Source organism: Glutamicibacter soli (genome assembly GCF_052322135.1).
In the GTDB taxonomy this organism is placed as follows: Bacteria; Actinomycetota; Actinomycetes; order Actinomycetales; family Micrococcaceae; genus Glutamicibacter; species Glutamicibacter soli.
This window is the reverse complement of sequence record NZ_CM125969.1, coordinates 2,042,810-2,068,616: the sequence shown is the minus strand read 5'-3', so window position 1 is coordinate 2,068,616 and position 25,807 is coordinate 2,042,810. Positions and strand designations below refer to the sequence as shown.

Below are 25,807 nucleotides of genomic sequence, written 5' to 3'. Positions count from 1 at the left end.
CCCTTGCGTGCGTAGATAGACTTTTAAGCGAGCAGAAGTTCGCACCCCTTTTCTAGGAGTAGATGGCCCCGTGGCTGCATTCGTTGATCGCGTTACCCTTCATGCCACCGCAGGCAACGGTGGTCACGGTTGTGTGTCCATCAAGCGTGAGAAGTTCAAGCCGCTGGGCGGCCCCGACGGCGGCAACGGCGGCAACGGCGGCGACATCATCCTGCGTGTCGACCCGCAGGTCACCACGCTGCTTGACTTCCACCACCTGCCGCACCGCAAGGCCGGCAACGGCGAGCCGGGCAAGGGCGGCCTGCGCCCGGGCAAGCAGGGCCAGGACCTGATCCTGGGTGTGCCTGCAGGCACCGTCATCAAGACCCGCGACGGCGACATCCTCGCCGACCTGGTTAACGTGGGCGATGAATTCCTCGCCGCCGCCGGCGGCCAGGGCGGGCTGGGCAACGCCGCCATCGCCTCCGACAAGCGCAAGGCCCCGGGCTTCGCGCTGCTGGGTATTCCCGGTCAGGAGCAGGACGTCGTCATGGAGCTCAAGTCCGTGGCCGACATCGCGCTGGTGGGCTATCCTTCGGCCGGCAAGTCCTCGCTGATCGCCGCGGTTTCCGCCGCGCGCCCTAAGATCGCCGACTACCCGTTCACCACTCTGGTGCCGAACCTGGGCGTCGTGCAGGCCGGCGAGGTCCGCTTCACCGTGGCCGACGTGCCGGGCCTGATCCCTGGCGCCTCCGAGGGCAAGGGCCTGGGCCACGAGTTCCTGCGCCACGTCGAGCGTTGCGCGGCCATCGTGCACGTGCTGGACTGCGCCTCGCTGGAATCCGACCGCGACCCGATCACCGATCTGGAGACCATCGAAGCCGAGCTGGCCAGCTACGAGGCCGACTCCACCTTCGCCGGCACCGACGGCACCATCGTCCCGCTGGTCGAGCGCCCCAAGCTGGTGGCGCTGAACAAGGTCGACATGCCGGACGGCAAGGACATGGCCGACTTCGTGCGCCCGGAGCTGGAGAGCCGCGGCTACCAGGTCTTCGAGATCTCCGCGCTGGCCCGCGACGGCCTGCGCGATTTGTCCTTCGCGATGGCCAAGCTGGTGGAGGAGGCCCGCGCCTCGCGTGTCGTGGAAACCCCTGTGGTCGAGGTGCCGGTGATCCGCCCGCGCTCTGTCAACAAGCGGGAATTCTACATCCGCCGCGAAGAGCAGAACCTCGAACCATTGTGGCGCGTCATCGGCGAGAAGCCGGAGCGCTGGATCATGCAGACCGACTTCCGCAACGACGAGGCCGTCGGCTACCTGGCCGACCGCCTGGCCAAGCTCGGCGTGGAGACCCAGCTGTTCAAGGCCGGCGCCAAGCCGGGCGACGCGGTGGTCATCGGCGTGGAGGAGAACTCCGTGGTCTTCGACTGGGAGCCGACCATGGCCGCCGGCGCGGAGCTGCTGGGCAGCCGCCGCGGCGAGGACGTGCGCCTGGAGGACCGCGGCGCCCGCAAGACCCGCGAGGAGAAGCGCGCCGAGCACGAGGACCGCAAGGCGGCCAAGGCCGCTGCCCGCGACGAGCTGGAGGCAGAGCGCCGCGCAGGCATCTGGACCGAGTCCGTGCATGCGAAGGCCGCTGAGCGCAAGGCCAAGCAGCGCGCCCAGGAAGACCAGTGAACACCACCAAGACCCTCTCCGCGGTGTCCTCCCGCGCCCAGCTGCCCCAGGCCAAGCGCCTGGTCGTCAAGGTGGGCTCCAGCTCGCTGACCACCGTGGAAGGCGGCATCTCCCAGGAGCGGCTCGACTTCCTGGTGGATACGCTCTCGCGCACGGTGGCCGCGGGCACCGAGGTGGTGCTGGTGTCCTCGGGCGCCATCGCCGCCGGCCTGGCTCCGCTGGCGCTGGCCAAGCGCCCCAAGGACCTGGCCACCCAGCAGGCGGCCGCCTCGGTGGGGCAGGGCCTGCTGCTGGCGCAGTACACCGCGCAGTTCGCGCAGCAGGGGATCACCGTCGCCCAGGTGCTGCTCACGGCCGATGACCTGATGCGCCGCACCACCTACACCAATGCGCTGCGCGCGCTGGTGCGGCTGCTGAACCTCGGGGTGCTGCCGATCGTCAACGAGAACGACACGGTCGCCACCCACGAGATCCGCTTCGGCGACAACGACCGCCTGGCCTCGCTGGTGGCCCACCTGGTCAAGGCCGATGCGCTGCTGCTGTTCTCCGACGTGGACTCCGTCTACGATGCGCATCCCGCCCAGGGCGGCAGCCGCATTCCGCTGGTCGGCCACCCGGACGAGATCAGCGCCATCGACCTGGGCACCTCGGGTTCCTCGGTGGGCACCGGAGGCATGATCACCAAGGTGCAGGCCGCCACGCTCAGCGCTTCGGCCGGTATCCCGGCCCTGGTCACCTCCACCGCCAACGCCGCCCGCGCGCTGGCCGGCGAGGACGTGGGAACCTGGTTCGCCGCGCGCAACACCCGCCGCTCGGCCCGCGACGTCTGGCTGGCCCACCTCGCGGTGGCCCACGGCCGGCTGATGCTGGATGCCGGCGCCGTGCGCGCCATCCGCAGCGGCGAGAAGTCGCTGCTGGCCGCAGGCATCACCTCGGCTACCGGGGACTTCGAAGCCGGGGACGCGGTGGAGATCTGCGACGCCTCAGGAACCGTGGTGGCCCGCGGCCTGGTGAACTACGCCGCGCTGGAACTGCCGGCAATGTTCGGCCGCTCCACCTCCACGCTGCTGGCCGACCTCGGCGAAGGTTACGAAAAACCGGTAGTACATGTCGATGACTTGACGCTGATCTAGGTTCCGGAACCTACAATGGGTGCATGACCCTCACCGTTTCCGAGACCGATGCAGCCGTCCACAAGCTGGCCGACCGGGCCCGCCGCGCCTCGCGCGTGCTGGCCCGCGCCAACCGCGACTGGAAGGACAAGGCCCTGCGCGCCATTGCGGCGTCCATCGACGCCAACCGCGCAGGGATCATCGCCGCGAATGCCAAGGACCTTCAGGCCGGCAAGGCCAACGGGACCTCGGCGGCGATGCTGGACCGCCTGAAGCTGGATGCTCCGCGCATCGATTCGCTGATCTCCGCCCTGCACGAACTGGCCGGCCTGCCCGATCCGGTGGGCCGCGTCGTGCGCGGCGAAACCCTGCCCAACGGCCTGCGCATGCGCCAGGTCAACGTGCCCATGGGAGTCATCGGCACCATCTACGAAGCCCGTCCCAACGTCACCGTGGACATCGCCGGTTTGTCGCTGAAGAGCGGCAACGCGGTCTTGCTGCGCGGCGGCTCGGCTGCCCTGAACTCCAACCTGGCGCTGGTCGGCTTCATCCGCGACGCCCTGGAATCCGTGTCGCTGCCCCGCGACCTGGTCATCTCCGTGGACGAATACGGCCGCGAAGGCGCCGACGCCATGATGGGGGCCCGCGGCAAGATCGACGTGCTCATCCCGCGCGGCGGGCGCGAGCTGATCCAGCGCGTGGTGACCACCGCCAAGGTGCCGGTCATCGAAACCGGCGAGGGCAACGTGCACATCTACCTGGATGAGAGCGCCGACCTGGAAATGGCCACCGACATCCTGCTCAATGCCAAGACCCAGCGTCCGAGCGTCTGCAATACCGTGGAAACCCTGTTGATCCACCAGAATGCCGCGGCCGCCGCCGGCGTGCTGCAGGCCTTGTCGGCCGCCGGGGTCACCCTGCACGCCGAGGAACGCGCCGCCCAGCTGGTGCCGGAGATTGCCACGGTGCAGGCGGGGGAGGACGACTGGGCCAACGAGTACCTCGACCTTGACATCGCGGTGAAGGTGGTGGACGACATGGACCAGGCGCTGGAGCACATCCGCGCCTACTCCACCGGCCACACCGAGGCGATCATCACCTCCTCGCTGCGCAATTCAGAGCGCTTCATCGCTGAAATCGACTCCGCCGCGGTCATCGTCAACGCATCGACCCGCTTCACCGATGGCGGCCAGCTTGGCCTGGGCGCCGAAGTTGGCATCTCCACCCAGAAGATGCACGCCCGGGGACCCATGGGACTGGCCGAACTGACCACGACCAAGTGGATCGTCCAAGGCGACGGACATGTCCGTAAATAGTTTCTGACCGCCTAATTCGGTACCATGTAGAAGAACGTTACCGTGACCTTTCGGGCCACTGCCCGGGGCTAGTCCCCGACGCGGCAGGCAACGAGGAAAACAACTGGAGAAATATCTTGAACGCGCTGATTATGGCTTCCGCAGCCGCAAGCACCACTGGGTTGGATTCGCATACCTGGGCCCTGATCATTGGCGGCGGCATCTTCCTGGCATTTATGCTGTTGCTGCTGGTCACTGTTTCGTACACCAACGTAGGCCTGCGCCACGAAATCAAGCCTGACGATTTCGACGAGCACCGTCAGTTCAAGACCCACGCTGAGCACCACTGATCTTGGCGGACGAACAAGTCAAGAACCGCCCATTGCGCCTCGGCGTGATGGGCGGTACTTTTGACCCCATTCACAACGGCCACCTGGTTGCCGCGAGCGAGGTCGCCGCGGAATACGACCTGGACGAAGTGGTTTTCGTGCCTACGGGCGAACCTTGGCAGAAGGCCGACCGCAGCGTCACCGATGCCGAGCACCGGTACCTGATGACCGTCATCGCCACGGCGTCGAACCCGCGCTTCACCGTCAGCCGCGTGGATATCGACCGCGAGGGCGCCACCTACACCCGTGATACGCTGCTCGACCTGCGCGCCCAGCGCCCCGACGCCGAGCTGTTCTTCATCACCGGTGCCGACGCCATGAGCCAGATCATGAGCTGGCGGGACATCGACCAGGTCTGGGACCTCGCGCATTTCGTAGGCGTTAGCCGTCCGGGGTACGTGATTTCCGATTTGGGCCGGGACAACGTCTCCCAGCTGGAGATTCCTGCACTGGCGATTTCCTCCACCGACTGCCGCGAACGCGTCGCCGAGGACAAGCCCGTCTGGTACCTGGTACCCGATGGTGTGGTGCAGTACATTGCAAAATATGGGCTCTATACCGAGTCGTAACCTCACATTGAGCCGTAATACACGGCATAATCGATTAAGGTGACGGTATTTGTCTATGCGGTCGGGAGTAGCACCAGATGAGCGATAACTCGCAGCCAGTTTCCAGTAGGCGGGCATTGCGTGAAAAGCGACGCGCCGAAATGGAGGCGCTGCTCGCCAATAGCAAGGCTGAACAGGCCGCCAAGGAACAGGCGGACAAGAAGGCCAAGGCTGAATCCGCCAAGACCGATTCCAAGAGCTCTTCTGCTCCGGCTAAACCCGTACCATCTGCATCGAAGCCTGCTGATTCCAAGCCTGCGCCTGCCAAGACAACGGAATCCAAGCCTGCCGCCAAGCCGGCAACTGCTGCCAAGAAACCGGCAGCCAATTCCGGTACCCCGAAGGCTCCCGCGAAGCCTGCCGAGAAAACCCCGGCCGCCAAATCTGCGCTCAAGCCCCAGCCGGCCAAGACGGCAGCCTCCAAGCCTGCGGCACCTAAGCCCGCTGAAGCCAAATCAGCACCGGTCAAGAGCGCACCGGACAAGCCGGCGCAGTCCAAGCCCGAAGAGAGCGAGACTGCCGCTTCCAAGGCAGCTGCATCTACTCCCGCAGCGCAGAAGCCTGAAGCATTGGGGGAGCGCGCCTCATTGCGTCGCGCCCGTGACCGCGAAGCCTTGCGTGAGCGCCGCCGCCTTCAGGAAGAAGTCGGCTCGCTGACAAGCCATGTCCCAACCGTGGAGCCTGCCGATGATCCGAAGCCGCTGACCCGCCGGCAGCTGCGCTTGCAGGCATTGGCCGACCAGAACAAGGGAGCCGCTGCGGCCAAGCCTGTCCAGACTGCCAAGCCTGCAAAGCAGCCAGGAGCGGAGGGCACGCCTGATACAACTGTCATGAGCGTCGAGGACGCGTTGGCCGCACGACGTGCACACGACCCGAAATCTCCGGTCGAACCGATCCTGCTGGGCGAAGACGACTCCGAAATCGATCTTGAAGTTCTGGCCCATCAACGCGAAATGGCTGCGCGTGCCGCAATTATTTCGCGCCGTGCTGCCGAGCGTGAGCGCCTGCGCGTGGAAAATTCCAAGCAGGGCAAGGAAGAAGTTGCTTCCGACCCATTCACTGGCGCGATGGGCAACATTCGCGAAGTCGAAGAGCGGATCGCCAAAACTGGTATCTCTGGACCGAAAACCGAAAGCGTTTCGCTGTCGTTGGATGCCCAGGGAAAGATCGCTTCCAAGCCTCCCGTGAAGCCCGCCGCCAAGCCTGCGCCGAAGCCTGCAGCGAAAGCTCCTGCCAAACCTGCACCGAAACCGGCGGCAGCCAAACCAGCTGCAAAGCCAGAGCAAAAGCCTGCTGCGAAACCGGCTCCAAAGCCGGGTCCGTCCGCGAAGCCGACACCGGTTGCCAAGGCCCCTGTCGCGGCCAAGCCCGCGCCGGCATCAGCGTCCGAAAACAAGGTCGTCGAACTACCTCGTATCGAGGCAGTTGATGCCCAAGGTCTACAGCCGCTTGACGTGCAGACTCACGGTGTACGCCGTGCCAATAACATGCTTATCGCCATGATCGTGGCCTTGGGCGTTGGCGGCGCGGCCCTAGTAGCCGGCCTGATCATGTTGTTGATCAACTAGTTTTTATAGGACAATTAAGTCCTTGATCCACCCCTTCCTAAAGGAGACACCCAACTTCATGGGCGCACACGCAGACTCAATTGCCCTCGTGCATACCGCGGCACTGGCCGCCGCAGAAAAACTTGCCGAGGATATGGTCGCACTCGACGTGGCCGAACGTTTGGGCATCACCGATGCCTTCCTGATCGTCTCCGGCGGTTCCGAGCCTCAGGTCAATGCCATTGTGGACGAGATCCAGGCCAAGGTGATCGAGAAGTTCGACCTGCGCCCCGTTCGCCGTGAAGGCTTCGGCCTCGGCCGTTGGGTGCTGCTTGACTACGGAGACGTGGTAGTTCACGTACAGCACCAGGAAGACCGGGTCTTCTACGCGCTGGAGCGCTTGTGGTCCGATTGCCCGGTGATCGAGCTGCCTGCTGCCGACGGCAAAAAGAACTAGTCGAGATGGATTTGCATCCTGTTCAGACATTCATTTATGATAGATGAGTTGCCTGATCAGGTAGCAATCCTCACGGGGGTATGGCGCAGTTGGTAGCGCGTCTGCATGGCATGCAGAAGGTCAGGGGTTCGAATCCCCTTACCTCCACAATTGTGAAGAGTCGAGACATCGTTGACAGATGAGTCGAGACATCCTTTACAAAATTTGATCAGAATCCCCCGGCCATCGGCCGGGGGATTTCTGTTTGTCCGGCCAAAAACTTCGTCCTGGCCCGATCTGGGGCTATAGGCAATAAAGTGTGTCTGGCCCGGGCGTGTTCCCAAGCCAGACACCCTTCAAATCAGCCTCTAGTAGATGTTTCTCATCCACCCACTACGAACGTACTGTCCATCCTCAGCTCGCGCCGGAGCCGTAAAGTTCCGGGCCGATCGGTCCATCGTCAACACGGTCCACGGCCGCCTTCCTTGCTGCGGGTGCGTAGTGCTCCGGGCGCAACAGTTCTCCCATCGCCGGACGATTCTCGGCAGCCGTGTGGGTCCAGCAGAACCACTCGCAGGCCCGCCGCCGATGCTCAATGGGCATCCCTCGGTGGTAGAAAAACATGGCCCGGATCCCGGAGTTCACCGCACCTTCAATCATGTTCGTCGTCGCGTTGATCCCCAGGCCCCTGAGCTCGTCATCCAGGAAGGTGAACAGGTGGCCGCGCTACAGGGCTTTGTTCATGCACTGGTAGGCGCTGCGCAGCCGGTCGTGGGTGTACCACCATTTCCGGGAGCTGCGAATGCCCTTCGTGCGGGCGCCTATCCATTGGCTGGCATAGGTGCGTTCGTTGAGCAGCTCCTGGTTTTCTGCGTGCCATGCGGCGAACGCGGCCATCCATTGGGCGGCGGCATCCTGCGAGCGGATTTTCGTGAGTTTCAGGCTCAGACGCCGCAATGACTTCCCCGCGGCCAGCCGGGGTTTCAGGGTGAGGTAGGTGCGCACGTTGCGTTGGATATGCACCAGGCAGCGTTGGATCTTCACCTGCGGCCAGAATTCCTTGAGCGCTTTCATCAGGCCCGAGCCGCCGTCGGTCACCACGACTTTCGGCTCGGGGAAATACGCCAGCAGCGCGGTCCACGCCTCGGCTTTTTCGCGGTCGCACCATTGCCATCCGATGACCTGTCCGTGGGCGAGGGCGATCAGCAGGCACCAGCCCGGACGCAGGTAGATGCCGTCGACTTGGATCTCATCAAAGATCTCGCCGGTGCGGTGCAGGGTGGGGTGCACGTTCCAGCACCAGGCGGTCTGGTGCCGGAAGATGCGGCCGGTGCCTCCGCCGAATTCGGCTTGGGATTGTTTGCTCATCAGCCAGGCGACGAAGCCGGTGAGGTGGTTGCGGGCGGTGGTGTCTTCTCCTTTGAACGTGGTGCTGGCGTTGCAGGTGGTGCAGCGCCAACGTTGGGTTCCTTTGGAGGTGGTGCCGTTTTTCTTCAGTCGGGAATGGCAGATAATACGAGTGCAGGGCAGCATAAACGATGTCTCAAATTGGGAGAGTTTAGTGCATCCAAAGGTAGAAGCGGAAGTGCACGTACTTTGTGCTACCGGCCCCTGTGTTTGACGCGTGTATCAACCTACTACGCCTGCACGGTGCCTAAAGTGGCAACTCGCATTGCTCTGTAAGGGAATTACATGAACCGGCGAATCCAACGCAAACTGTGAATCAATTCTACAGATTCTTGAATACCCGAGCCGGCCTAGTAGTAGTGCCTTCATCCTGAGTAAACGTGACTATGTCTCTATCTTTGAGATGGTTTGGCGCGGCCCCCTTTTAGCAAAATAAGGAACAGTGGACGCATTGTGCAGCGTAAACTCGAGACTTCAGAGCCGGAAGAAGAACGTCTTTAAGTGCCGAATGACACGCGAGAGTAAAATTTTGTGCGTTAGATACTGATAAGGGGTGTAGTCTGGGTAAGTGAAATCGCAAAATGAAGCCCTTGAGTCCCTCAGCCGGTCGCGTCTTAATGACCTTCTTGTCTGGGGTGCAACTGTGGCGTTCGCACATACGAATGAACTATTCGAAGATGACGCTGGACACGATCAAGGCGTCGTTGGCTATTTGAACTTCAAGCACCTGTGCGACTTGCTTGATCGGGCGACCGCTAATGGCCGATTCACACTGGGTGATGATGTTGAAGGGGCCGGTACGGACGTTCTTGAACGCGGCGTCACACCGGAGGCATTTCGAACCATGCCTGTGTTTGCGCCTAATTCGGTTAGCCGAAGCAACTACAAGGGTTCACCTGGATGGGCGTCTGACGGAATTCGCGTACTCTTGCAGTCGTTTGCGTTTGGCAAAGTCGACGATATTAAGTGGGCGCAGCGCAGTAATGCGAAACGAGAGGTTGCTTCGCAGAAGGTCTTAGTCGATGCGACGCTGTTCAATGCCGAGGATTATGGTATGGAGGCCGTTGTCGAAACTCCCAACGATTTCGATGGCGTCACCCTCGTCGCGGCACACGCTTATGATCCGTTAACCGGACAGTATGAGCTTTATATCGGCCAAAGTAAGAACCCTCAGTATCGTGGTGATTCATGCTGGCATTGGCACGTCAAACTTCTATCTGGTGGTACTGCGAATAGCGAAGCACTTGTCGATTCGACTTCCTCGCTTCCTGGTGCCGCAGCAACCAGCGAAGTTGATGACATCGATGTTCGGATCAAGATGCCATTCAAGAGCGAGAACACGGGCACGGCCAATGTCTAGCGCCAGTCGCGCATCGCGAACACTCGCAGACTCTACTTCATTTTTTAACGGTCAACGGCTCACTATGGCTCGTCAACTTGCAGGGATGAAGAAATCGCAGCTGGCCGGTAGAATCGAGATGTCACCGTCATCGGTAACCGGCTGGGAGAGTGGTTCGAAGCAGCCTAACAGGGCTACCGTCGCTAAGCTGGCACTGGCGCTCAAGGTCGAGCCGCAGTTCTTTGCAGGCGATGCACCAACTGTGGTTGGTCGGCCGCATTTTCGGTCTCTGCGCTCCACTCCTCAGATTGCCCAAGACGAAGCTGAAGCATATGGGCGCTTGGTGGCCGAGATATCTGGGCTGCTCGAAAGCGCAGTCGAATTCCCTGAAGTTCTCCTACCTGATGTCCCAGTTGATCCGGATGAGCACACACGGGCGCCCGAGGATGCTGCGCGCTCCGCACGGGAGTACTTTGGCGTCGGACCCGGACCGATTCAGCATGTTATCCGGCTCGCTGAACGCGCGGGTGTCGTAGTAGTGTTCAGCGAGCCTGGCGTGGCTGCTATTGATGCCTTTTCAATGCATTCAGCAGTACGACCGATTATTGCGTTGAATCCGGTTAAAGATGATTACTATCGACAGCGCTTCGATGTTGCCCATGAGCTAGGTCACCTGATCATGCACCATGACGCGGAACCGGGCGGCAAGGTTTCCGAGGAGCAAGCGAACAGGTTCGCTGCCGAGTTCCTGATGCCAGCCGAGCAGATTCGCTCGTCACTTCCGTCTTCGACTGCAGGTCGAAGCTGGAAACAACTTGCGGAGCTGAAGGAACACTGGGGAGTGAGCCTATCGGCAATTCTCTATAGGGCTCGGGCACTCGGCGTCATGAGCGACATTTCGTATCGGAACGCAATGGTACGCATGTCGCAGAACGGCTGGCGTCGCGCCGAACCAGGGCGGACTTCTGCGCTCGAGATGCCGTCGATGCTACCTCGCGCCCGCGAGGTCTTGAACAGCGCTGGTATCGAAGACGGAAAGTTCTTGGCTGGCTCCGGACTGCCAGTCAATCTTTACCATGTAGCCGCGTCCCGCGTGCCTACGTTGCGGAAAGACCCAGCTTATGATCTGGGATTCGGGATAGTTGAGGAATGAGCTATGGCAACCATTGACCAACAGATCTGTAGTGCCAACGAAGCGATTTGTGGTGCCATCGATGCTTTGGCCCCGAACCGTCCGCTACTTTCGCAGCAGGTCCTGGGCCAGTTGCGAAACCTAGTGGAAGGCGTCGCTGCCAAATGGACTACTGGAAATGGTTATGCAATCTACGACTACAGCGCAATTAAGGCGGCGGTGGAAAACCTCGGTTCCGCACCGAAAAAGCTCCACTTCCTCCAGCGATTTCACAAGCTTTTGCAGGAGAGCGTTTCCCATTACACCATGGACGGGGATGCCTCTGAGCGCCTCATGCTCAAATACTACGAGTACCTGATGCGTCTCCGGGACCTCGCTCACGAAGAGTGGACACTGAGCCTACTCTCCAATCTCGAAAAGTTTCCAGTAGACCTTGATCCTTCCCTCCGTGAGTACCATCAGAAGATCGCTGAACGAATCAATGTAAATAATCGGGGACGCCAGAAGGTTGGGCGACGAGACCGGTACTATATCCTGAAGTCTCGTCCGTTCTTTGTTCGCGGCCGGATCTTCTACGAGGTGACCTTCCAAGACGCGAAGGATTTTACAAGCAAGACTGAACGTCACATCGCCTTCACTGACATCGATATCACCGACAAGTACGCCGCAAGTCTCTCACTGACGAGTGACTCGATCGATGTACTCGATCGCACCATGCCGATTCGGATTATCAGTGAATGGGAGGTCTCAATTCGCCCTTGCGAATTTGAAAACTTTGGTCGGATTTTCGGAGAACAATCCAACGTGTCGACCAGTCAGACGGAGTACCGCTACCTAATGCAGTATCTCACCGAGACGAGTTCCAACTTGCTTGACATTGTGGCATTGCCTGAAGACAAGTTCGCTGAACTTTGCCGAAAAGCGACGCACCGATCACAGAAATCGGTCCTATTTCCCGTGCTGGCTTCGGCACGTAAACTCCTTGCAAAGAGGGCCCCGGGCCATAACGTCATCCGCTATCTCCTTCTGCGGATGAAGAACGAATTGATCAAACAACAATACAGCTCGGACGCTTGCGCTGGGTTGTCTAATCTGCACCTATCTTGGAGCTGCAAGCCATTTGACACGATGCCACTTTGTACCTCACTCGTCGGTCATAACCCACGTCTGGATGATCTCGTCGCGAGTTTAGGTGAGTCAACGAGGCCACATGAGCTACTGGCACGGCGGATCAAGACCGATGTTGAACAGCACGGGAAACTGTACACCTCGATTACTGAGCTTGAGCGCTTCGGTGATATCAACCTTTTGACGAGCGACTACAACAATCGGCTCTATTACAGCCACAAACCTGCTCGGTGCCTCGTTCAAGACCGAGGCCACCTGTTCATTCACCAGTACGAGCAGGACACCGTTAAGATTATTCAGGAGCTCCAGAAGTATGCGTCAGCCGGTATTGACGGTTATTCCAGTGCCGTCGACTTCTGGCTTAACGAAGCTCCGCGTGACATCGACGACGAACTTAAACGAGAGGCGCTAAGGAACCTATTCTCGCGTTCCAGCGTAGCCATGATTTACGGTGCAGCGGGCACCGGCAAATCTACTATGATCAATCACATCGCCAGCTACTTCCACGATAAAGAGAAGCTTTTTCTCGCGCATACGAATCCTGCCGTCGATAATCTCAAACGGCGAGTCTCGATCAACGCTTCGGAGTTCAGCACGATTAGTAGCCACCTGCGAAGCAAGCCGACAAGGCACTACGACGTGCTTGTGATTGATGAGTGCAGCACGGTGAGTAACGCCGACTTTTTGAGGGTGCTTGAACAGACGTCGTTCTCGCTACTTGTTCTTGTTGGAGATGTCTTTCAGATTGAGTCCATTCGGTTTGGCAACTGGTTTGGTCTCGCCCCGAGTTTCCTTCCGAAGAAGTCGGTCTTTGAGCTAACTTCGCCATACCGGACGAAGAGTAATGAACTCTTGAGGTTCTGGACTGCTGTCAGGGAGATAAATGACGACATCACCGAGATTATCTCGTCGCACGGGTACTCTGCGAAGCTCGATGAATCGCTCTTTGCCCCGCAGCAGAACGACGAGATCATTTTGTGCTTGAACTACGACGGACTGTACGGGATAAACAACATTAATCAGTTCCTTCAAGGCGGCAATGCAAACCCGCCAGTCTATTGGCGTGCCGCGACCTACAAGATTGGTGACCCCGTGCTTTTTAACGACAGTGCTAGGTTTCGTGGCGTCATCTACAACAACCTCAAGGGCAAGATAGTCGGGATCGCGGAGGTACCTGGCCGAATCCAGTTCGACGTCAAACTTGACCGTGCGATATCGCAGTTTGAAGTGATGTCGACGGAACTGGAATGGCTTGGCGACGCAACTGTGCGGTTCTCTGTATATGAGCACGGCAGCACCGACGAAGACGATGAAGATCTGAACACGAGCGTGCCGTTCCAAGTGGCTTATGCGGTCTCAATTCACAAAGCTCAAGGTCTAGAGTTTGACTCCGTCAAGATCGTTGTCACGGATGCTAACGAAGACAACTTCTCGCACAGTATTTTTTACACTGCTATCACGCGTGCACGGCAGAACCTCAAGATTTTCTGGACACCCGAGACTCAGCATGCCGTCGTCGCGAAGTTGGAACGGCCAAAAAGTAAGAAAGATGTTGGCATATTGTCTAGCCGAAGTGGCCTCAAACCGATTAGGTAGCCAGAGCAAAGCGCACACCGTCATTTCCGAGGCGCAATCGTGCCAATTCCTACATCCTCTTCATGGAGTCCTTCCTCGCGACATTGTGGGTTCGGAATTCCACATTGCATGTTGCTACTTTGCCCGCCGAAAATATCAATTTCACCGTTGTGGAGTACAACCTGAGCCGTATTCCTCAGCGTTCTTCCCTCTAGTGGGCACATGCGCCGTTCGAAACTTGACGCGATTTACCTGCCTATCAAAATCAAAGCGCTGAATACGCATTAACATGATTTCTTAGGGGAGCAGCCCAGTGAGTCGGGCATACAAGGGGCGGCCGGAGAAGTCTACGATCAACACCGTCTACTTTGTGTGTAGCAGAAGCATTTGGAAGCGCATGTAGAACGAAACGGTAGCTCCCGTGTAAACATCCACACAAAGTCATGAGATCGGTTGTCCACGAAGCCATGAAATTCAGTGTCCACGACCCTAGTACGTGAATACTGGAACGTCCGAACCCAACGCTTCCACCATCAGAGCGCGCGCCACTGTCTAAGCCCAGGGATAGAATTCCAGGCTTAGTAAGGTGAACGATAATGTTTCTACGGGCCGTCTCTTCGAAGTCGTCAACGAACAGGACTGTCAGGCTACTGAATCAAGTTGAACCTCGTACCCGAGCCGCTCAAGCTCCTTGACCGCCCGTGATTTCGCACGGTCCTTATTGTGCTGATCGTAGTAGTCCGGGCCCAGCTCCTTGAAGACTTCACCGTTAGCCAACAGGTGCCAAATGGCCACGATGATGGTGTGCTCAATGGCAACCAGCGCACGGCTTCCGCCGCGACGAAGATACAACCGCCGGTACCGGGCCGCCAGGAACGACTCCTTGTGCTTGATCGCCGCCAGCGCGGCGGTTCCCAGCGCCGCCCGCAAATACACGTTCCCGCCACGGGTATGCGAGGAACGCTGCCGCCCGGCCGACTCGTTCTGCCCCGGACAGACCCCGGCCCAGGAGGCCAGATGCGCCGCATCAGCGAAAACACTCATGTCCACGCCGACTTCAGCGATGATGACCTGAGCCGTCTGCTCGCCGATCCCCGGAATCGTGCCAAGAGCCTGGCATGCTTGGTCGAATGACTGCATTGCCTGGGCGATCATCTGGTTCAGGATCTGAAGTTGTTCATCGAGCGTGTCGATGTGCCGCAGATGTAGCTGCACCGCCGAAGCGTGATGCTCGGTGAAGCGTCCCTCCAACGCGTCGATGAGTTCAGGGATCTTGCGGCGCATTTTGCGGATCGATAGGTCTGCCAAGACTTGCGGGTCGCGTTCCCCGGCAACCAACGCGTCAAGCATGTGCCGGGAAGAAACCCCGGTCAGGCTGGAGGCAACGCTGGAGAGTTTGATGCCGGAGGACTCTAAGAACTTCTCCAACCGCTGATACACCTTGGTCCGGTCATGCACGACCGCTGAACGGGCGCGGGTGAGGTCCCGAAGATGCCGGATCGGTTCGGGAGGGATGAAGGAGGCCGCCAGCAGATTGTGGGCCGCCAGCTCAGCGAGCCAGGTCGCGTCGTTGACGTCAGTTTTCCGGCCCGGGATGTTCCTCGCCCGTTTGGCATTGACGAGGATGACTGGCAGTTGTTCCTCCTCCATCAGGAAATAGAACGGCTTCCAGTAATCGCTGGTGGCTTCCATGACGATGACGCTCACGTTCTCGGCGTTCAGGTAGCCGATGAGCTCACGGATCTGGCTGGTGGTAGCGCCGAAGGTCTTCACCTCGGTGCGGTAGGTTCCTTTGCGCTTTCCTGGTTTCCTCACGGCAACTTTGGCGTCCCGTTTAGAGATGTCGATCCCCGCGGCACGTTCATGCACGATCTCCATCGTGCATCACTTCCTTCCAGCTTCGTGGTTGCCTGATGGGGTTGGTGGTGCCGGTGGGATTAAGGAGTGAAACGTTGAAATCTAGTACTCGTGCTCGAAGCAACAATCCACGGTTCTCGTGAAAATCCGCGCAGGCCAAGCTTCTATCCGGGCTCAAAGCACCAGAGTCGTACCGGCATGTTGACACCGCCAACAGCTTCAGGATGCACCCGCCACAGGATTGGGTGCAAGGCTCCGGTCGGGGACGTAAGCGGCGCGGTAATTCTCAATCATCCTCGGCGTTGGCGAAGCCCGCTGGGAAGCTTCTATGAAGCCATATCAAGTGGCCGGATTGGTGCCACCCACCAAGGCGGACGAGTCGTTGAAGAGTCATCCACGAATCCGGGGAGACAATGTTGCGATGAGTCACATCGTGGTGGGTGGCATCTATCTTGCCAGCGGGTCCCAGACCTGCCAAGAACCATTAGAGATGTTGCGAGATTACACACCGCTTCGATACACAGGTGCTGCCAAATGCTTCTGCGGAACAAAATGCTTAACGAGCGCGATGAACAGATCACCACTGCGATTCTTCCTTTCCAGGAAGCGCCTACAGGTATCAGCACTGTTCCGGAGTTGTCTGAGCTGACAGCGCAGGTGATCATCGCGGAGATCGGTGTGGACATGAGCGTTTTCACGATGTGGCGCATCTGGCCTCCTGGGCAGGTGTTTGCCCTGGTCAAAATGAATCGACCGTTCATAGCAAATCGTCACATACGCGAGGCGGGAATTCGTACCTGGAAACGGCGCTGGGCACGACCGCGTCAAGCGTTACCCACCAGAAGGACACATTCCTTGCAGCACGGTTGCGACGGCTCTACCCGCGCAGACGTGTAAGCCGTGCGTTGGTCGCGATCGAGCACACGTTGATCGTAGCTGTATGGCATATTCTCTCCAATGGGGAAGTCCTCAGGGAGCTGATTATTATCAGCAGCGTAACCAGTCACGAACGCAGATTCGTGCTGTGAAGGAATTGGAACGCATGGGTTATGACGTGCAATTGGCTCCGTCCGCCGAGTAGATTCTCCAATTGGCTCACGAGTCTGTCAACGTAGGGTGTATCTATAACCTCAGTATTCCCGAGACGGGTCGCATCTCGGAAACAAGGCGCTATGCCGACTCGGGGAAGCGTAGGAGCGTAGGCTGAGGCATTCGCGTATAAGAGCTCGTAGCAGGGTCAACTTTCTCGGGAGGAATCCCAGCAGATCCTCGACAATCTCGTTGACAAGTTTTTGACACATTCACGGTGGAGGAATGGGGCGTTCTTGGCCAAGAAGCGCTCAGGGTTGGTTTGCAATTCCTGGTTGGCTGCGGTGGCAACGTACACAAATTAGCCAAGACAGTTGACGAGGCGATATCGATCCAGCTTGTTCGATCACTCATAAGTGGACACTTAACGAAGTGGATGTTGGTACGAACTCAGCATCTTCACACCGCTCTAATCCAATTGCGAGCGTACCGTCTCAGCGCTAACGATCATCCACTTGCCGATCATCACAAATGAATCGCATTGTTCATACATCTTGATTATTTCTTTGCTCTGCCTCTGGTTCAGATCAAACTTACGTAGACTGAAGCCTGTCTAGGCGCTTGCTTACTAGCTGGCAGCTGATCTTCGACTTGTCTGCGAGGTCTCGGATTTGTAACCTTGCTTGGAGTTCAGGGGCTATGCAATTAAAGAGAAATCAGGCATGATCACGGTATGGATGGACTTTGGATTCTGACACTGATTCTGGGGGTTCCGGTCGGAGTATTCGCGACTGTTGTTTATGATTCGATTCTCCGGTTAATTCGAAATGCGCGCCATGGGAGAGTTGACATTAATGGCACGTGGATAGAGTGGGTGCCAAACTGCTATGGTCGTCAATTTAGCATTGGGAAGATTCGCTACGATGTGTTTCGGCGCCAGTATGTATTCGACGGAACAAATTATCGCAATGATGGGTCACCTTTCTGCCATTGGCGTACCGTATCTAGCTACTTGGACCTGAACGCGTACGAATACCATTATGTGTTTGCGACGAAAGATGTGATGTCAATGCAGACGACGTCCTTCGGGTATGGCGTGATGTCACTTGTTGCCAACGGTAAACGTCTCATTCCAGCCGGAGGATCGTATATGTACGCAACCGGCAAGGACACTGCAATGCAGATGAGTCACTCGATGAAGAAAATCGATCCAAAGTTGTTCCCGGAAGTGGGACAGTCCTCAGCGCAGCTGTTGGAATTAGTTCTTCCTTTGGAATGGTCGTGTAGGTCGGAATCTCCTACTTTACCTCCGTCATCTTCGTAGTAGCGTCAAAACTTAGGATGCATACGAAAAGGGTTGCTAGCTCACCGAAGTCTCGTCGGGCCGTAACTAATGAGAGATTGACGGCCTCTTCGAGCATTGCTCGTGTCGATAAACATCACGAGATGCCTGTAGGAGCCCGGCTGGAAGATCGCCGGAATGCATCTCAAAAATTTTTGATGGATTACAGCAGTCTACTCGAGCTCGGCTGTCCGCTTGTCCCTTGTTGACGGGCCTAGCTAACGATACTCCGTAGCTTAGATGGCTCGGCGAATCAGATACGGTCGCATGCAAAAAATGGCGTTCCATTGATCTGAACAGAATTGCCATCACTGAGTTCCGCCTAGACCCCTCTTCATGCCGCCAATTGGTCTGATGAGGAGTCTGCTTCACGTTTATGTTCTCGTGCAATTCGAGGCAACCATGGTTCGACTAAGCCGTCGCGTTCGATGCTCTAGGCGAACATTAGCGGTGGTCGCACCGGAAACCGTAGTCGCCATAGAGTGACCGGTAGAATAATCATTCCTTGTTGGTTTCGTTTTGGTGGAGCACTCCGAAATCTTCGTAACGCGCACCTTTTGAAATGTTGTTATTCCTTGGCTCGATCGACATTGAGAGCTCCGTCTTCGTTCCACCCGTGGACATCAGACAGGGCAAAGTTGCGGATGCTATCTCGGGCGTAGTCGTGTGCTTCAAGAAGCCATCGATTAGATGGATGCCATTCGGTACTTCCGAACCAGATACGGATAGGGTGAATTCGACGGGATGAGCGCTCTCCGCGATGGTTGATGTAGTCAATAATTACGTTTTTGGTGGTCATGTCTCGCATTTTACTTCCCTAGATGGAGATTGACTCGTGAATCTACATATTTCATTTTGAGATGCTCGAACGAACTTCGCTTTTCACCCCGACCTCAACCAATCGTGACCTTACCGTGTGAGCACTGGTGCCGATTCTGTTGCCGGTCGTCGCGAGCGAGTTTCCTTGTTCGCAGAGACTGACGGCTTCCTTCACCTTCTACTCGACCAGGCCTACGTTACGTTGCTTGATCAGCTGTCGGTGCATGCCCCTGCCGATGGTCTCGCAGCTGATCCCGTACTTGGTGGTAAGATTTTTGACCGGCATTCCTGTTTCGTAGCCGGCCGCCATCATCGCGGCTTACTCGTAGATGATTCGAATGAAGTGGTCCGGGTGGGTTGGTCCGGTCGAACCTCCTTTGGATTGGCTAGGTTGTTAAGAATTGCATTGTATGACGTCTACGATAGTGGAGCCTCGGGAAGCCGTTGACAGATGAGTTGTGACATCCGTGACAAAATTTGATCAGAATCCCCTCTGTCATCGGTGGGGGATTTCGGCTTGTCCCGCAGGTAATTCTCGGTCTGTCGCCAAGAGTCAGACGAGGAATCCCGAGGACTGCAGGTTCAGCACGGAATCGTCTTGAGTGTCGGTCAGCATCTGGTACTCGCGCTTGCGGGTCACCTTGATCGAGTTTGCACCGGCTTCGAGGGTGCGCTGGTAGCACTCGTTCAGCGTGTAGGTGTTCAGTGCCCGTCGTGTCGGGCACGGCGACCGTAATCGCCGCCCAGACAATTTTTTTTGGATTGTCTCTACCGTACTTCACAGTGGCCGATTGGCGCAGAATTCCAACTGACCGGTAACCGTTCAACCTGCCTGGTACAGGGTGTGGTCGTGAAATTCAAGCCGCGCGGGGCAGCTGTGCTGGCGATTCCTATGAAGCAGACTTGCGACTGACCATCTCATTGATCCAGATGGGCGCGAAAGGCGAAGTGCATCCCGGAGGTGTTGGATAATCGGCCAGGACCTGGAGGTCCTCGCCGATTTGCAGGGCGCGCGACCGCAATGGCTCGTGCTCGATACCGATCTGTGCCAGAGTGTTGTTCATCGCCCACTGCAAGCGTTCGGGCGCTGTCTTCATTTCAGCTTCGACGGTGTCCAGCAATTCGGCGAGTTCCAGATTCTCCGGTGCCTTGACGACCTGATGCGCGGTCAATTCCCAGCCGGCACTGGCAACAATTGGGTCCGCGTCCTCAACGAGCATCCTACGGAGGTCTTCCAGGTGCTTGCTCTTCTTCACCACGTAATTCACGAACCACCCCTGAACCTTAGGCGTCCTGGCTTCACGGAGCCACCGCTCCAAATCATCAAGGGTGAATACGCGCGGCTTGCAGATCAGGATGGCGACCAGGCGGGTGGCCGTCTCGTTGGTTGCCCAAAGCTGCTCCGCCAATTCCTGATTGCTTTTCAGGGCTTTCGCCAGGCCGCGAAGCTTGGTGAGATTTACGCCGAGGTCATCACCATGCTTTTCATTGACTGCACGCATGCGCGGGTCCTCCAACTCGGCGAGAGCCGTTTGAACCTCGGCCACCGTGCTCTGCGGCGTCAGGACAGTGCTCATGACTTGCTCCTTGAGTTTCCTTGGGTTATTTGTGCGAGGCCAGGACCACCGGCTGGCGAAGTATGGTACGAAGCTTCTCTGGTTGAACTCGACGAGGGTCGGAGAGGTAGATCTCGTGATGCTTCCCGCTCAGGTCCATGCCTTGCTCATTGATGAATTCATGCATTCGAGCCAATACGGGTGCTTCATCGTCATAGGAGCCGATGTGCAGCACCTGGACACAACTGCCTTCGGAAAGGCATCCAAGCCGGATCTTGTCGCCGGCGGGAAGTTCGCCCGCGGACTGTGCGGTGTCCAACGCCTGCGCGACGTCATCCGCGCCAAGCCATTCGGGAACCATCAGCATCATCGTCCAGTCCCACTGGGACTTGTCCCGCGCCACCGTGAACGATTCCATCTGATCGGCCCACCAGAGACCTTCCAATGGCGGCATCACATAGTCCCGACCCGCCAGCTTGCTGGCGAACTTCAGTTTGTAGGCCACCGGGTAGAGGGTCTTCAGTGTGTCCTGGTAAGGCTGTGCGGTGTTCGGGTCACCATGTCCATCAATCATGAGGTACTGCATCTGCGGCACATCGATGGACTGGAACGTCGTCGGCGCATGATAGGAATCGGTCTTCTTGAAATCGATCTTGTCCATCAGAACCACTTTCTCCATTTGAAGACACCATAAAGCCCGGCGGCAAACAGCACCATGCCCCCGATCGCCACGGGATACCCCAGCGCCCAATGCAACTCCGGCATGTTGTCGAAATTCATGCCGTAGATGGCGGCAATGAGCGTCGGAGCGAACAAGATTGCCGCCCAACCGGAGATCTTCTTCATGTCCTCGTTCTGGCGCTGGGCCACCAGCGTGGAGTTCACGTTGAGGATCTGGGACAGCGCGTCCCGGTACTCCTGCGTTTGGGTGTGGGCGCGGGTCAGGTGGTCCGAGACATCCTGGAGGTAGGTCTGCAGTTCGCCGGGCACGTTGTACTTCTCGAAGCCGGAAGCCAGCGAACGGACGACCTCGCTGAGCGAGGCGGTCGCATGCTGCATGTCGATGACTTCCTGGCTTAGCCGGTAGATGCGCTCGGTGACCGTGGCATCGCCGCCGAATACCTGCAGCTCGATTTGCTCCTTGTCGATGCCGAGTCCCTGCAGGGCAGGGACGTAACCGTCGACAATTTCGTCCAACAGCCGGTAGAGAATCGCTTCGGCCCCCAACTTCAACAACGCCTGGTTTGCCAGGAGCTGCTTGTCCAGAACCGCCTGGCTGCCGCCTATGTCCTCGGCCCAGTCGCGCCCCGGGGTCCCATCAATCCAGCGGTTATCCTGGCACAGGATCGCCAGCGCGCCGGGTCGAAGCAGCACATGGAATTCCGAAAGCTCGACTTCTTCGGCCTCGTCAAGGTACAGCGCAGATCGGACGACCAGCAAAGTCACGTCCCCGTAGCGTTCGAGCTTTGGGCGCTGCCCGGCATGGAGCAGGTCGTCAACTAAAACTGGGTGCAGCTGCCAAGCCCGAGCCAACTCGTGGATGTCTTCGCGAGCGGGAACAGGGTAGATTCCCAGGCCAACCCGATTTGCCTCCGGCTGGGAGAATTCCAGCACCGACGCGATATCGGCATCCTTGGGAGCTTCAACGATCGCTCCATCTTGGATGAAACGGAAGATGGCCGGCACGCGGCTTGGCGTGCGGTGCTTCGGCGACCGGCGGGGGAGACTACCTGCCAAGGGACGAGACCCCACTCTCTTTGCTGGGTTCTCTATCGAACCTGCCGACGTCTGATTGTGGAAGCGCATGATACGAAAACAGCCGGGCTCATGATTCATGAACCCGGCTGGGAATCCGTGGAGCTAAGGGGAATCGAACCCCTGACCTCTTCATTGCGAACGAAGCACTCTACCAACTGAGCTATAGCCCCCTACTGGGTAAACACTACTCCGATGGGCTTTCAACGCAAAACCGGGCGCGCCAATGGTGCAGGTTCCTGAGCCCTCCAGCTGTAAATGCGAAGCCGACTACGGCGCTCGGGGCGTCAATGGAATCACTCAGCGTTCCTGGCCTTGGAAGTAGTCCCGTTGGGCGGGGTAGTAGTCTTCCCAGACGGGAAGCGGCCCACCCGTGATTGAAGCGAGCAACTGGTCGAGGTAGTACTCCCAGCCCGGTCCAATGTCCCCGAGTGCTCCTGGCAGGAGTCCATGGTGCACAAAACGCAGCTCGGTCGCGTGGGCTGCTGCGTTCAACTCGATGGACAGATCCCATGAGCCGGATTCATCGATGGTCTGGACCCGTAGGAAATTCGGGGCCCGGCATTCGGCGATGACGACGTCTGACCAGGAACTGCCTTCTTCGAAGCCCATCTGAAGCTTGATGGTCTGCCTCTGGGCCCCGGTTCCTTCCCAACGTCCGATCCATCGAGCTGTGCTTTCGGGCTCGGTGAGTGCAGCCCATGCCTCCTGAAGTCCAACCGGAAGCATTCGTGTCAGGACAAGGTCGATTCCGTTCGCATTTTTCTCCACGCGCCCGGTGGGTTTCGGCGTGCTCATTGGGGCTCCTCGGTGATGGTCGCTACTGCGGGACATATGGGTGCTCTCCGTGCTTGTTCGCGCTGAACTTGGGACCTCGGTGAAAGTTGTAGAGCCAAGGGTAACGAGTCGAGCTCGAAATGTCTGCAGCTTGAATCAATCTGCCGTAGCGGCCGGTTTTCTTGGATCCGGGTAAAGAAAAAATCTCAGGATGCTGGTGCATCCTGAGATTAATTTTCGTGGAGGTAAGGGGATTCGAACCCCTGACCTTCTGCATGCCATGCAGACGCGCTACCAACTGCGCCATACCCCCGTGAGGATTGCTACCTGATGAGGCAACTTGATAATCATAGAACACAATTCCGGGAACGCGAAATCGGGCATCGCGCCAAGTGAAAACCACCTTGAAAGCGACAAAGGCTCCGACCCGCAGTGCGGATCGGAGCCATTGGCCATGGGACCTAGGCGACCTCGTCGACGTGCTCTACGTCGATCACTTCAGGTACGTTGCGCAGCGCGATCTTGGAAACGATCCAGATCACTGCGGTCAGTCCCGCGGTCAGCAGTAGCTGGGTGCGGGCTGCCGCATCGGTCATGGAGACACCGATGATGCCTGCCAAGACCACCATGGTCGCGATGGACAGGTACGGGAATCCCCACAGGCGCACCGGCAGGTGCTCGCCGTTCCGGTCGGCGCGGCGGCGCAGGATGTACTGCGTGACAGCGATGAATGACCAGATCACGATGATCGTGGAGCCGACCACGTTCAGCAGGATCGGCATGACCTTCTCCGGCCAGATCCAGTTCAGGCCAACGGCCAGGAAGGAGAAGGCAACGGAGCTGATCACGGCCTTGGCGGGAACGCCCTTGCCGGTCACGTGGGTTACTGCCACCGGGGCCAGCTTGCGCTTGCCCAGCGAATACAGCATGCGCGAGGAGCCGTAGATGTTGGCGTTCATGGCCGAGAGCAGCGCGATGACCACTACGGCGTTCATGACGACGTCGACACCCGGGACGTTCAGCACGCTGAGCACCGCGGCGAACGGCCCGGTCACGATGGCCGGATCATTCCACGGCACCACGGCGACGATGACCAGGATGGAGCCCAGGTAGAAGACCAGGATTCGAGCCATCACCGAGCGCACCACGCGCTTGATGTTGTCAGCCGGGTCGTTGGACTCGGCCGCGGCGATGGCAACCACTTCGGTGCCGCCGAAGGAGAAGATCACGATCAGCACTGCGGCGGCGATGCCTGCCATGCCGCCCGGGGCGAAACCGCCGTGCGCGGCCAGATTGCCCAGGCCCACCGGCTGATCGGTCGGGATGATGTAGCTGAGCACCAGAGCGCCGAGCACCAGGAAGGCCATGATCGCCGCGACCTTGATGACCGCGAACCAGTATTCGAAGCGCCCGTAGTTGCGCACGCCCAAAAGGTTCGCGCCGGACAGGGCGATCACGAAGAGCAGGACCCAGCCCCACTGCGGGACGCTGGGGAACCATCCGGCGACGATGGCCGCGGCGCCGGTGGCCTCGGCGGCCACCACCACAACCAGCTGGACCCAGTACAGCCAGCCCAGGGTGCTGCCAGCCGATCGTCCCATCGCCTTGTGGGCGAAGGTGCTGAACGCGCCGGAGGACGGGTTGGCGGCGACCATCTCGGCCAGCATCGCCATGATGACGATGATGACGGTGCCGGCCAGCAGGTAGGAGACCAGCACGGCCGGGCCGGCAATGGAGATCGCCTGGCCGGAGCCGACGAACAGGCCGGCGCCGATGGCGCCGCCAAGGCCCATCATGGAGATCTGGCGGCGGGTCAGCCCCGCATGCAGATGCTGCTGCGACTGGTCCTTCAATGCCGCGCTCACGCGATGGCACCTTCGGCTGCGGCCACGGCGGCGGAATCGGCACCCAGCGCTGCCAGCACGCGGTCCACGTCCAGCTCGAAACCGGAGGAGATGCGCAGGCCCTCGCCCGGGAAGGCCCGGGCGACCACGCCGCCGGCCTCAAGGCGGGCCTCGATGTCAGCGGTGGCGTCGCCGGCGGCGATCCATACGAAGTTGGCTTCGGACGCGACGACCGGGTAGCCGGCGGCGGCCAGGCCCGCGTACATGCGCTCGCGCTGCGCGACGACCTCGTTGATGCGCACGGCCAGCTCGTCGGCGGCTTGCAGCGAGGCGACTGCCGCGCGCTGGGCCAGATCCGAGACGCCGAACGGGATGGCGACCTTGCGCAGGTTCTCGGCCACCTCCAGCGGGCTGATGGCGTAGCCGATGCGCAGGCCGGCCAGGCCGTAGGCCTTGGAAAAGGTGTGCAGCACCGCGACGTTTGGGTTCTTCTTGAACAGCTCCACGCCGTCGGCGCGCACTGCCGAGCGGTCGAAGTGTACGTAGGCCTCGTCGATCACGATCAGCACATCGCGCGGCACGGCGGCGATGAAGCGCTCCAGCGCCTCGGCTTCCACCACGGTGCCGGTCGGGTTGTTCGGGTTACAGATGAAAATCAGACGGGTCTTCTCGGTGACCGCGGCCAGCATGGCATCCAAGTCGTGCTTGGCGTCGGCGTCCAGCGGCACCTCAACCGGGGTTGCCCCGGCGATGCGCACCAGCGACGGGTAGGCCTCGAAGGAGCGCCATGCGTACATGACCTCATCGCCCTCGGCGGCGACCGCATGGATCAGCTGCGCGGCCACCTCGACGGAGCCTGCGCCCAGGGTCAGGTGCGCCGGATCCACGCTGTGCAGCGCGGCCAGTTCCGCAGTGACCTGCGGGGCGGCGATGCTCGGGTAGCGGTGGATGCTCTGGATCCCGTCGCGGATGGCGTCGAGCACCGACGGCAGCGGCTCGTGCGGCGACTCGTTGGACGAGAGCTTCGAGGCTCCAGCGGCGGCGGGCTTTCCCTGCTTGTAAGCCGGGACTGCCTGCAAGGAAGGGCGCTGGTGAAGGGTCATGGGTTCCTCTCTGAAGACCATGGGCACAAATGGGGGTGCGGGTGGCCCCGCTCATATCCTCGCGTGTCGCGATTCACAAGCTTCGACTCTAGAGTGGCAGATC

The 25,807-nt window shown here is 59.1% G+C and carries 20 protein-coding genes, 3 tRNA genes and 1 pseudogene; 12 read left to right on the top strand and 12 right to left on the bottom strand.

What is annotated here, in order from left to right; translation table 11 throughout:
* Nucleotides 1-70 precede the first annotated feature (70 nt).
* From obgE to ACTX90_RS09755, 8 genes are all read left to right on the top strand, one after another.
* Nucleotides 71-1,654 carry a GTPase ObgE gene (gene obgE / locus ACTX90_RS09790; protein WP_113606344.1) on the top strand — a complete coding sequence of 528 codons (1,584 nt, stop codon included), beginning with the start codon at nucleotides 71-73 and terminating at the stop codon, nucleotides 1,652-1,654.
* Nucleotides 1,651-2,787: a glutamate 5-kinase gene (gene proB, locus ACTX90_RS09785; RefSeq protein ID WP_443442014.1), complete on the top strand. Its 1,137-nt coding sequence runs from the start codon at nucleotides 1,651-1,653 to the stop codon at nucleotides 2,785-2,787. Before obgE ends, proB begins: the two co-directional genes overlap by 4 nt.
* A 23-nt stretch (nucleotides 2,788-2,810) precedes the next feature.
* The gene (locus ACTX90_RS09780; RefSeq protein WP_047119271.1) at nucleotides 2,811-4,082 is read left to right on the top strand and encodes a glutamate-5-semialdehyde dehydrogenase; all 1,272 of its coding nucleotides are present in this window, start codon (nucleotides 2,811-2,813) and stop codon (nucleotides 4,080-4,082) included.
* 116 nt (nucleotides 4,083-4,198) lie between these two features.
* Nucleotides 4,199-4,411, top strand: a complete 213-nt coding sequence (locus ACTX90_RS09775; protein WP_047119270.1) for a hypothetical protein — start codon at nucleotides 4,199-4,201, stop codon at nucleotides 4,409-4,411.
* Between the two features lie 47 nt (nucleotides 4,412-4,458).
* Nucleotides 4,459-5,019 (top strand): nicotinate-nucleotide adenylyltransferase, encoded by a 561-nt coding sequence (gene nadD / locus ACTX90_RS09770; RefSeq protein ID WP_047120755.1) that lies wholly within the window; start codon nucleotides 4,459-4,461, stop codon nucleotides 5,017-5,019.
* Nucleotides 5,020-5,135: 116 nt separating this feature from the next.
* Nucleotides 5,136-6,626 (top strand): hypothetical protein, encoded by a 1,491-nt coding sequence (locus ACTX90_RS09765; protein WP_443442013.1) that lies wholly within the window; start codon nucleotides 5,136-5,138, stop codon nucleotides 6,624-6,626.
* A 58-nt stretch (nucleotides 6,627-6,684) separates the two neighbouring features.
* A complete protein-coding gene (gene rsfS / locus ACTX90_RS09760; protein ID WP_047119269.1) occupies nucleotides 6,685-7,062 on the top strand; it encodes a ribosome silencing factor in 378 nt (125 codons plus the stop codon).
* A 74-nt stretch (nucleotides 7,063-7,136) separates the two neighbouring features.
* Nucleotides 7,137-7,209 (top strand) — tRNA-Ala (locus ACTX90_RS09755).
* Nucleotides 7,210-7,409: 200 nt separating this feature from the next.
* Here the strand turns inward: ACTX90_RS09755 and ACTX90_RS09750 are convergent.
* Nucleotides 7,410-8,574: pseudogene (locus ACTX90_RS09750) on the bottom strand (IS1249 family transposase).
* A 442-nt stretch (nucleotides 8,575-9,016) separates the two neighbouring features.
* On the opposite strand from ACTX90_RS09750, the gene ACTX90_RS09745 reads away from it, so the two are divergent.
* The 3 genes from ACTX90_RS09745 (at nucleotide 9,017) to ACTX90_RS09735 (ending at nucleotide 13,643) form a co-directional block, all read left to right on the top strand.
* Entirely contained in the window at nucleotides 9,017-9,808 is a 792-nt protein-coding gene (locus ACTX90_RS09745; RefSeq protein ID WP_443442012.1) for a hypothetical protein, read from the top strand.
* A gap of 85 nt (nucleotides 9,809-9,893) precedes the next feature.
* Nucleotides 9,894-10,940 (top strand): ImmA/IrrE family metallo-endopeptidase, encoded by a 1,047-nt coding sequence (locus tag ACTX90_RS09740; RefSeq protein ID WP_443442011.1) that lies wholly within the window; start codon nucleotides 9,894-9,896, stop codon nucleotides 10,938-10,940.
* 3 nt (nucleotides 10,941-10,943) lie between these two features.
* Entirely contained in the window at nucleotides 10,944-13,643 is a 2,700-nt protein-coding gene (locus ACTX90_RS09735; RefSeq protein WP_443442010.1) for an ATP-dependent DNA helicase, read from the top strand.
* Between the two features lie 621 nt (nucleotides 13,644-14,264).
* On the opposite strand, the gene ACTX90_RS09730 is transcribed toward ACTX90_RS09735, so the two are convergent.
* The gene (locus ACTX90_RS09730) at nucleotides 14,265-15,500 is read right to left on the bottom strand and encodes an IS110 family RNA-guided transposase (protein ID WP_443442009.1); all 1,236 of its coding nucleotides are present in this window, start codon (nucleotides 15,498-15,500) and stop codon (nucleotides 14,265-14,267) included.
* Nucleotides 15,501-16,180: 680 nt separating this feature from the next.
* Here ACTX90_RS09730 and ACTX90_RS09725 point away from each other — a divergent pair.
* Entirely contained in the window at nucleotides 16,181-16,507 is a 327-nt protein-coding gene (locus ACTX90_RS09725; RefSeq protein ID WP_443442008.1) for a transposase, read from the top strand.
* 1,911 nt (nucleotides 16,508-18,418) lie between these two features.
* Here the strand turns inward: ACTX90_RS09725 and ACTX90_RS09720 are convergent.
* From ACTX90_RS09720 to hisC, 10 genes are all read right to left on the bottom strand, one after another.
* Entirely contained in the window at nucleotides 18,419-18,649 is a 231-nt protein-coding gene (locus tag ACTX90_RS09720; RefSeq protein WP_443442007.1) for a WYL domain-containing protein, read from the bottom strand.
* 573 nt (nucleotides 18,650-19,222) lie between these two features.
* Nucleotides 19,223-19,420 carry a hypothetical protein gene (locus tag ACTX90_RS09715; protein WP_443442006.1) on the bottom strand — a complete coding sequence of 66 codons (198 nt, stop codon included), beginning with the start codon at nucleotides 19,418-19,420 and terminating at the stop codon, nucleotides 19,223-19,225.
* A 139-nt stretch (nucleotides 19,421-19,559) separates the two neighbouring features.
* On the bottom strand, nucleotides 19,560-20,246 hold the full coding sequence (locus ACTX90_RS09710) for a DNA alkylation repair protein (RefSeq protein ID WP_443442005.1): 687 nt from the start codon (nucleotides 20,244-20,246) through the stop codon (nucleotides 19,560-19,562).
* A 25-nt stretch (nucleotides 20,247-20,271) separates the two neighbouring features.
* Nucleotides 20,272-20,904 carry a GyrI-like domain-containing protein gene (locus ACTX90_RS09705; RefSeq protein ID WP_443442004.1) on the bottom strand — a complete coding sequence of 211 codons (633 nt, stop codon included), beginning with the start codon at nucleotides 20,902-20,904 and terminating at the stop codon, nucleotides 20,272-20,274.
* Nucleotides 20,886-21,911, bottom strand: a complete 1,026-nt coding sequence (locus tag ACTX90_RS09700; RefSeq protein ID WP_231735946.1) for a magnesium and cobalt transport protein CorA — start codon at nucleotides 21,909-21,911, stop codon at nucleotides 20,886-20,888. The genes ACTX90_RS09705 and ACTX90_RS09700 overlap by 19 nt, the downstream gene beginning before the upstream one ends.
* 169 nt (nucleotides 21,912-22,080) lie before the next feature.
* Nucleotides 22,081-22,153: transfer RNA gene (locus tag ACTX90_RS09695), tRNA-Ala, on the bottom strand.
* 127 nt (nucleotides 22,154-22,280) lie between these two features.
* Nucleotides 22,281-22,778 carry an SRPBCC domain-containing protein gene (locus ACTX90_RS09690; RefSeq protein WP_443442003.1) on the bottom strand — a complete coding sequence of 166 codons (498 nt, stop codon included), beginning with the start codon at nucleotides 22,776-22,778 and terminating at the stop codon, nucleotides 22,281-22,283.
* A 219-nt stretch (nucleotides 22,779-22,997) separates the two neighbouring features.
* A tRNA-Ala gene (locus tag ACTX90_RS09685) sits at nucleotides 22,998-23,070 on the bottom strand.
* Nucleotides 23,071-23,218: 148 nt separating this feature from the next.
* Nucleotides 23,219-24,622, bottom strand: a complete 1,404-nt coding sequence (locus tag ACTX90_RS09680) for an amino acid permease (RefSeq protein WP_443442002.1) — start codon at nucleotides 24,620-24,622, stop codon at nucleotides 23,219-23,221.
* Nucleotides 24,619-25,704 carry a histidinol-phosphate transaminase gene (gene hisC / locus ACTX90_RS09675; RefSeq protein ID WP_424572938.1) on the bottom strand — a complete coding sequence of 362 codons (1,086 nt, stop codon included), beginning with the start codon at nucleotides 25,702-25,704 and terminating at the stop codon, nucleotides 24,619-24,621. The genes ACTX90_RS09680 and hisC overlap by 4 nt, the downstream gene beginning before the upstream one ends.
* Between the last annotated feature and the right edge of the window lie 103 nt (nucleotides 25,705-25,807).

Bases quoted from the DNA above. Each gene is read 5' to 3' on its own strand.
- ACTX90_RS09780 (WP_047119271.1), top strand. From the start codon at position 2,811: ATGACCCTCACCGTTTCCGAGACCGATGCAGCCGTCCACAAGCTGGCC.
- nadD (WP_047120755.1), top strand. From the start codon at position 4,459: ATGGGCGGTACTTTTGACCCCATTCACAACGGCCACCTGGTTGCCGCG.
- rsfS (WP_047119269.1), top strand. From the start codon at position 6,685: ATGGGCGCACACGCAGACTCAATTGCCCTCGTGCATACCGCGGCACTG.
- ACTX90_RS09740 (WP_443442011.1), top strand. From the start codon at position 9,894: ATGAAGAAATCGCAGCTGGCCGGTAGAATCGAGATGTCACCGTCATCG.
- ACTX90_RS09735 (WP_443442010.1), top strand. From the start codon at position 10,944: ATGGCAACCATTGACCAACAGATCTGTAGTGCCAACGAAGCGATTTGT.
- ACTX90_RS09730 (WP_443442009.1), bottom strand. From the start codon at position 15,500: ATGGAGATCGTGCATGAACGTGCCGCGGGGATCGACATCTCTAAACGG.
- ACTX90_RS09720 (WP_443442007.1), bottom strand. From the start codon at position 18,649: ATGACCACCAAAAACGTAATTATTGACTACATCAACCATCGCGGAGAG.
- ACTX90_RS09710 (WP_443442005.1), bottom strand. From the start codon at position 20,246: ATGAGCACTGTCCTGACGCCGCAGAGCACGGTGGCCGAGGTTCAAACG.
- ACTX90_RS09705 (WP_443442004.1), bottom strand. From the start codon at position 20,904: ATGGAGAAAGTGGTTCTGATGGACAAGATCGATTTCAAGAAGACCGAT.
- ACTX90_RS09690 (WP_443442003.1), bottom strand. From the start codon at position 22,778: ATGAGCACGCCGAAACCCACCGGGCGCGTGGAGAAAAATGCGAACGGA.
- hisC (WP_424572938.1), bottom strand. From the start codon at position 25,704: ATGACCCTTCACCAGCGCCCTTCCTTGCAGGCAGTCCCGGCTTACAAG.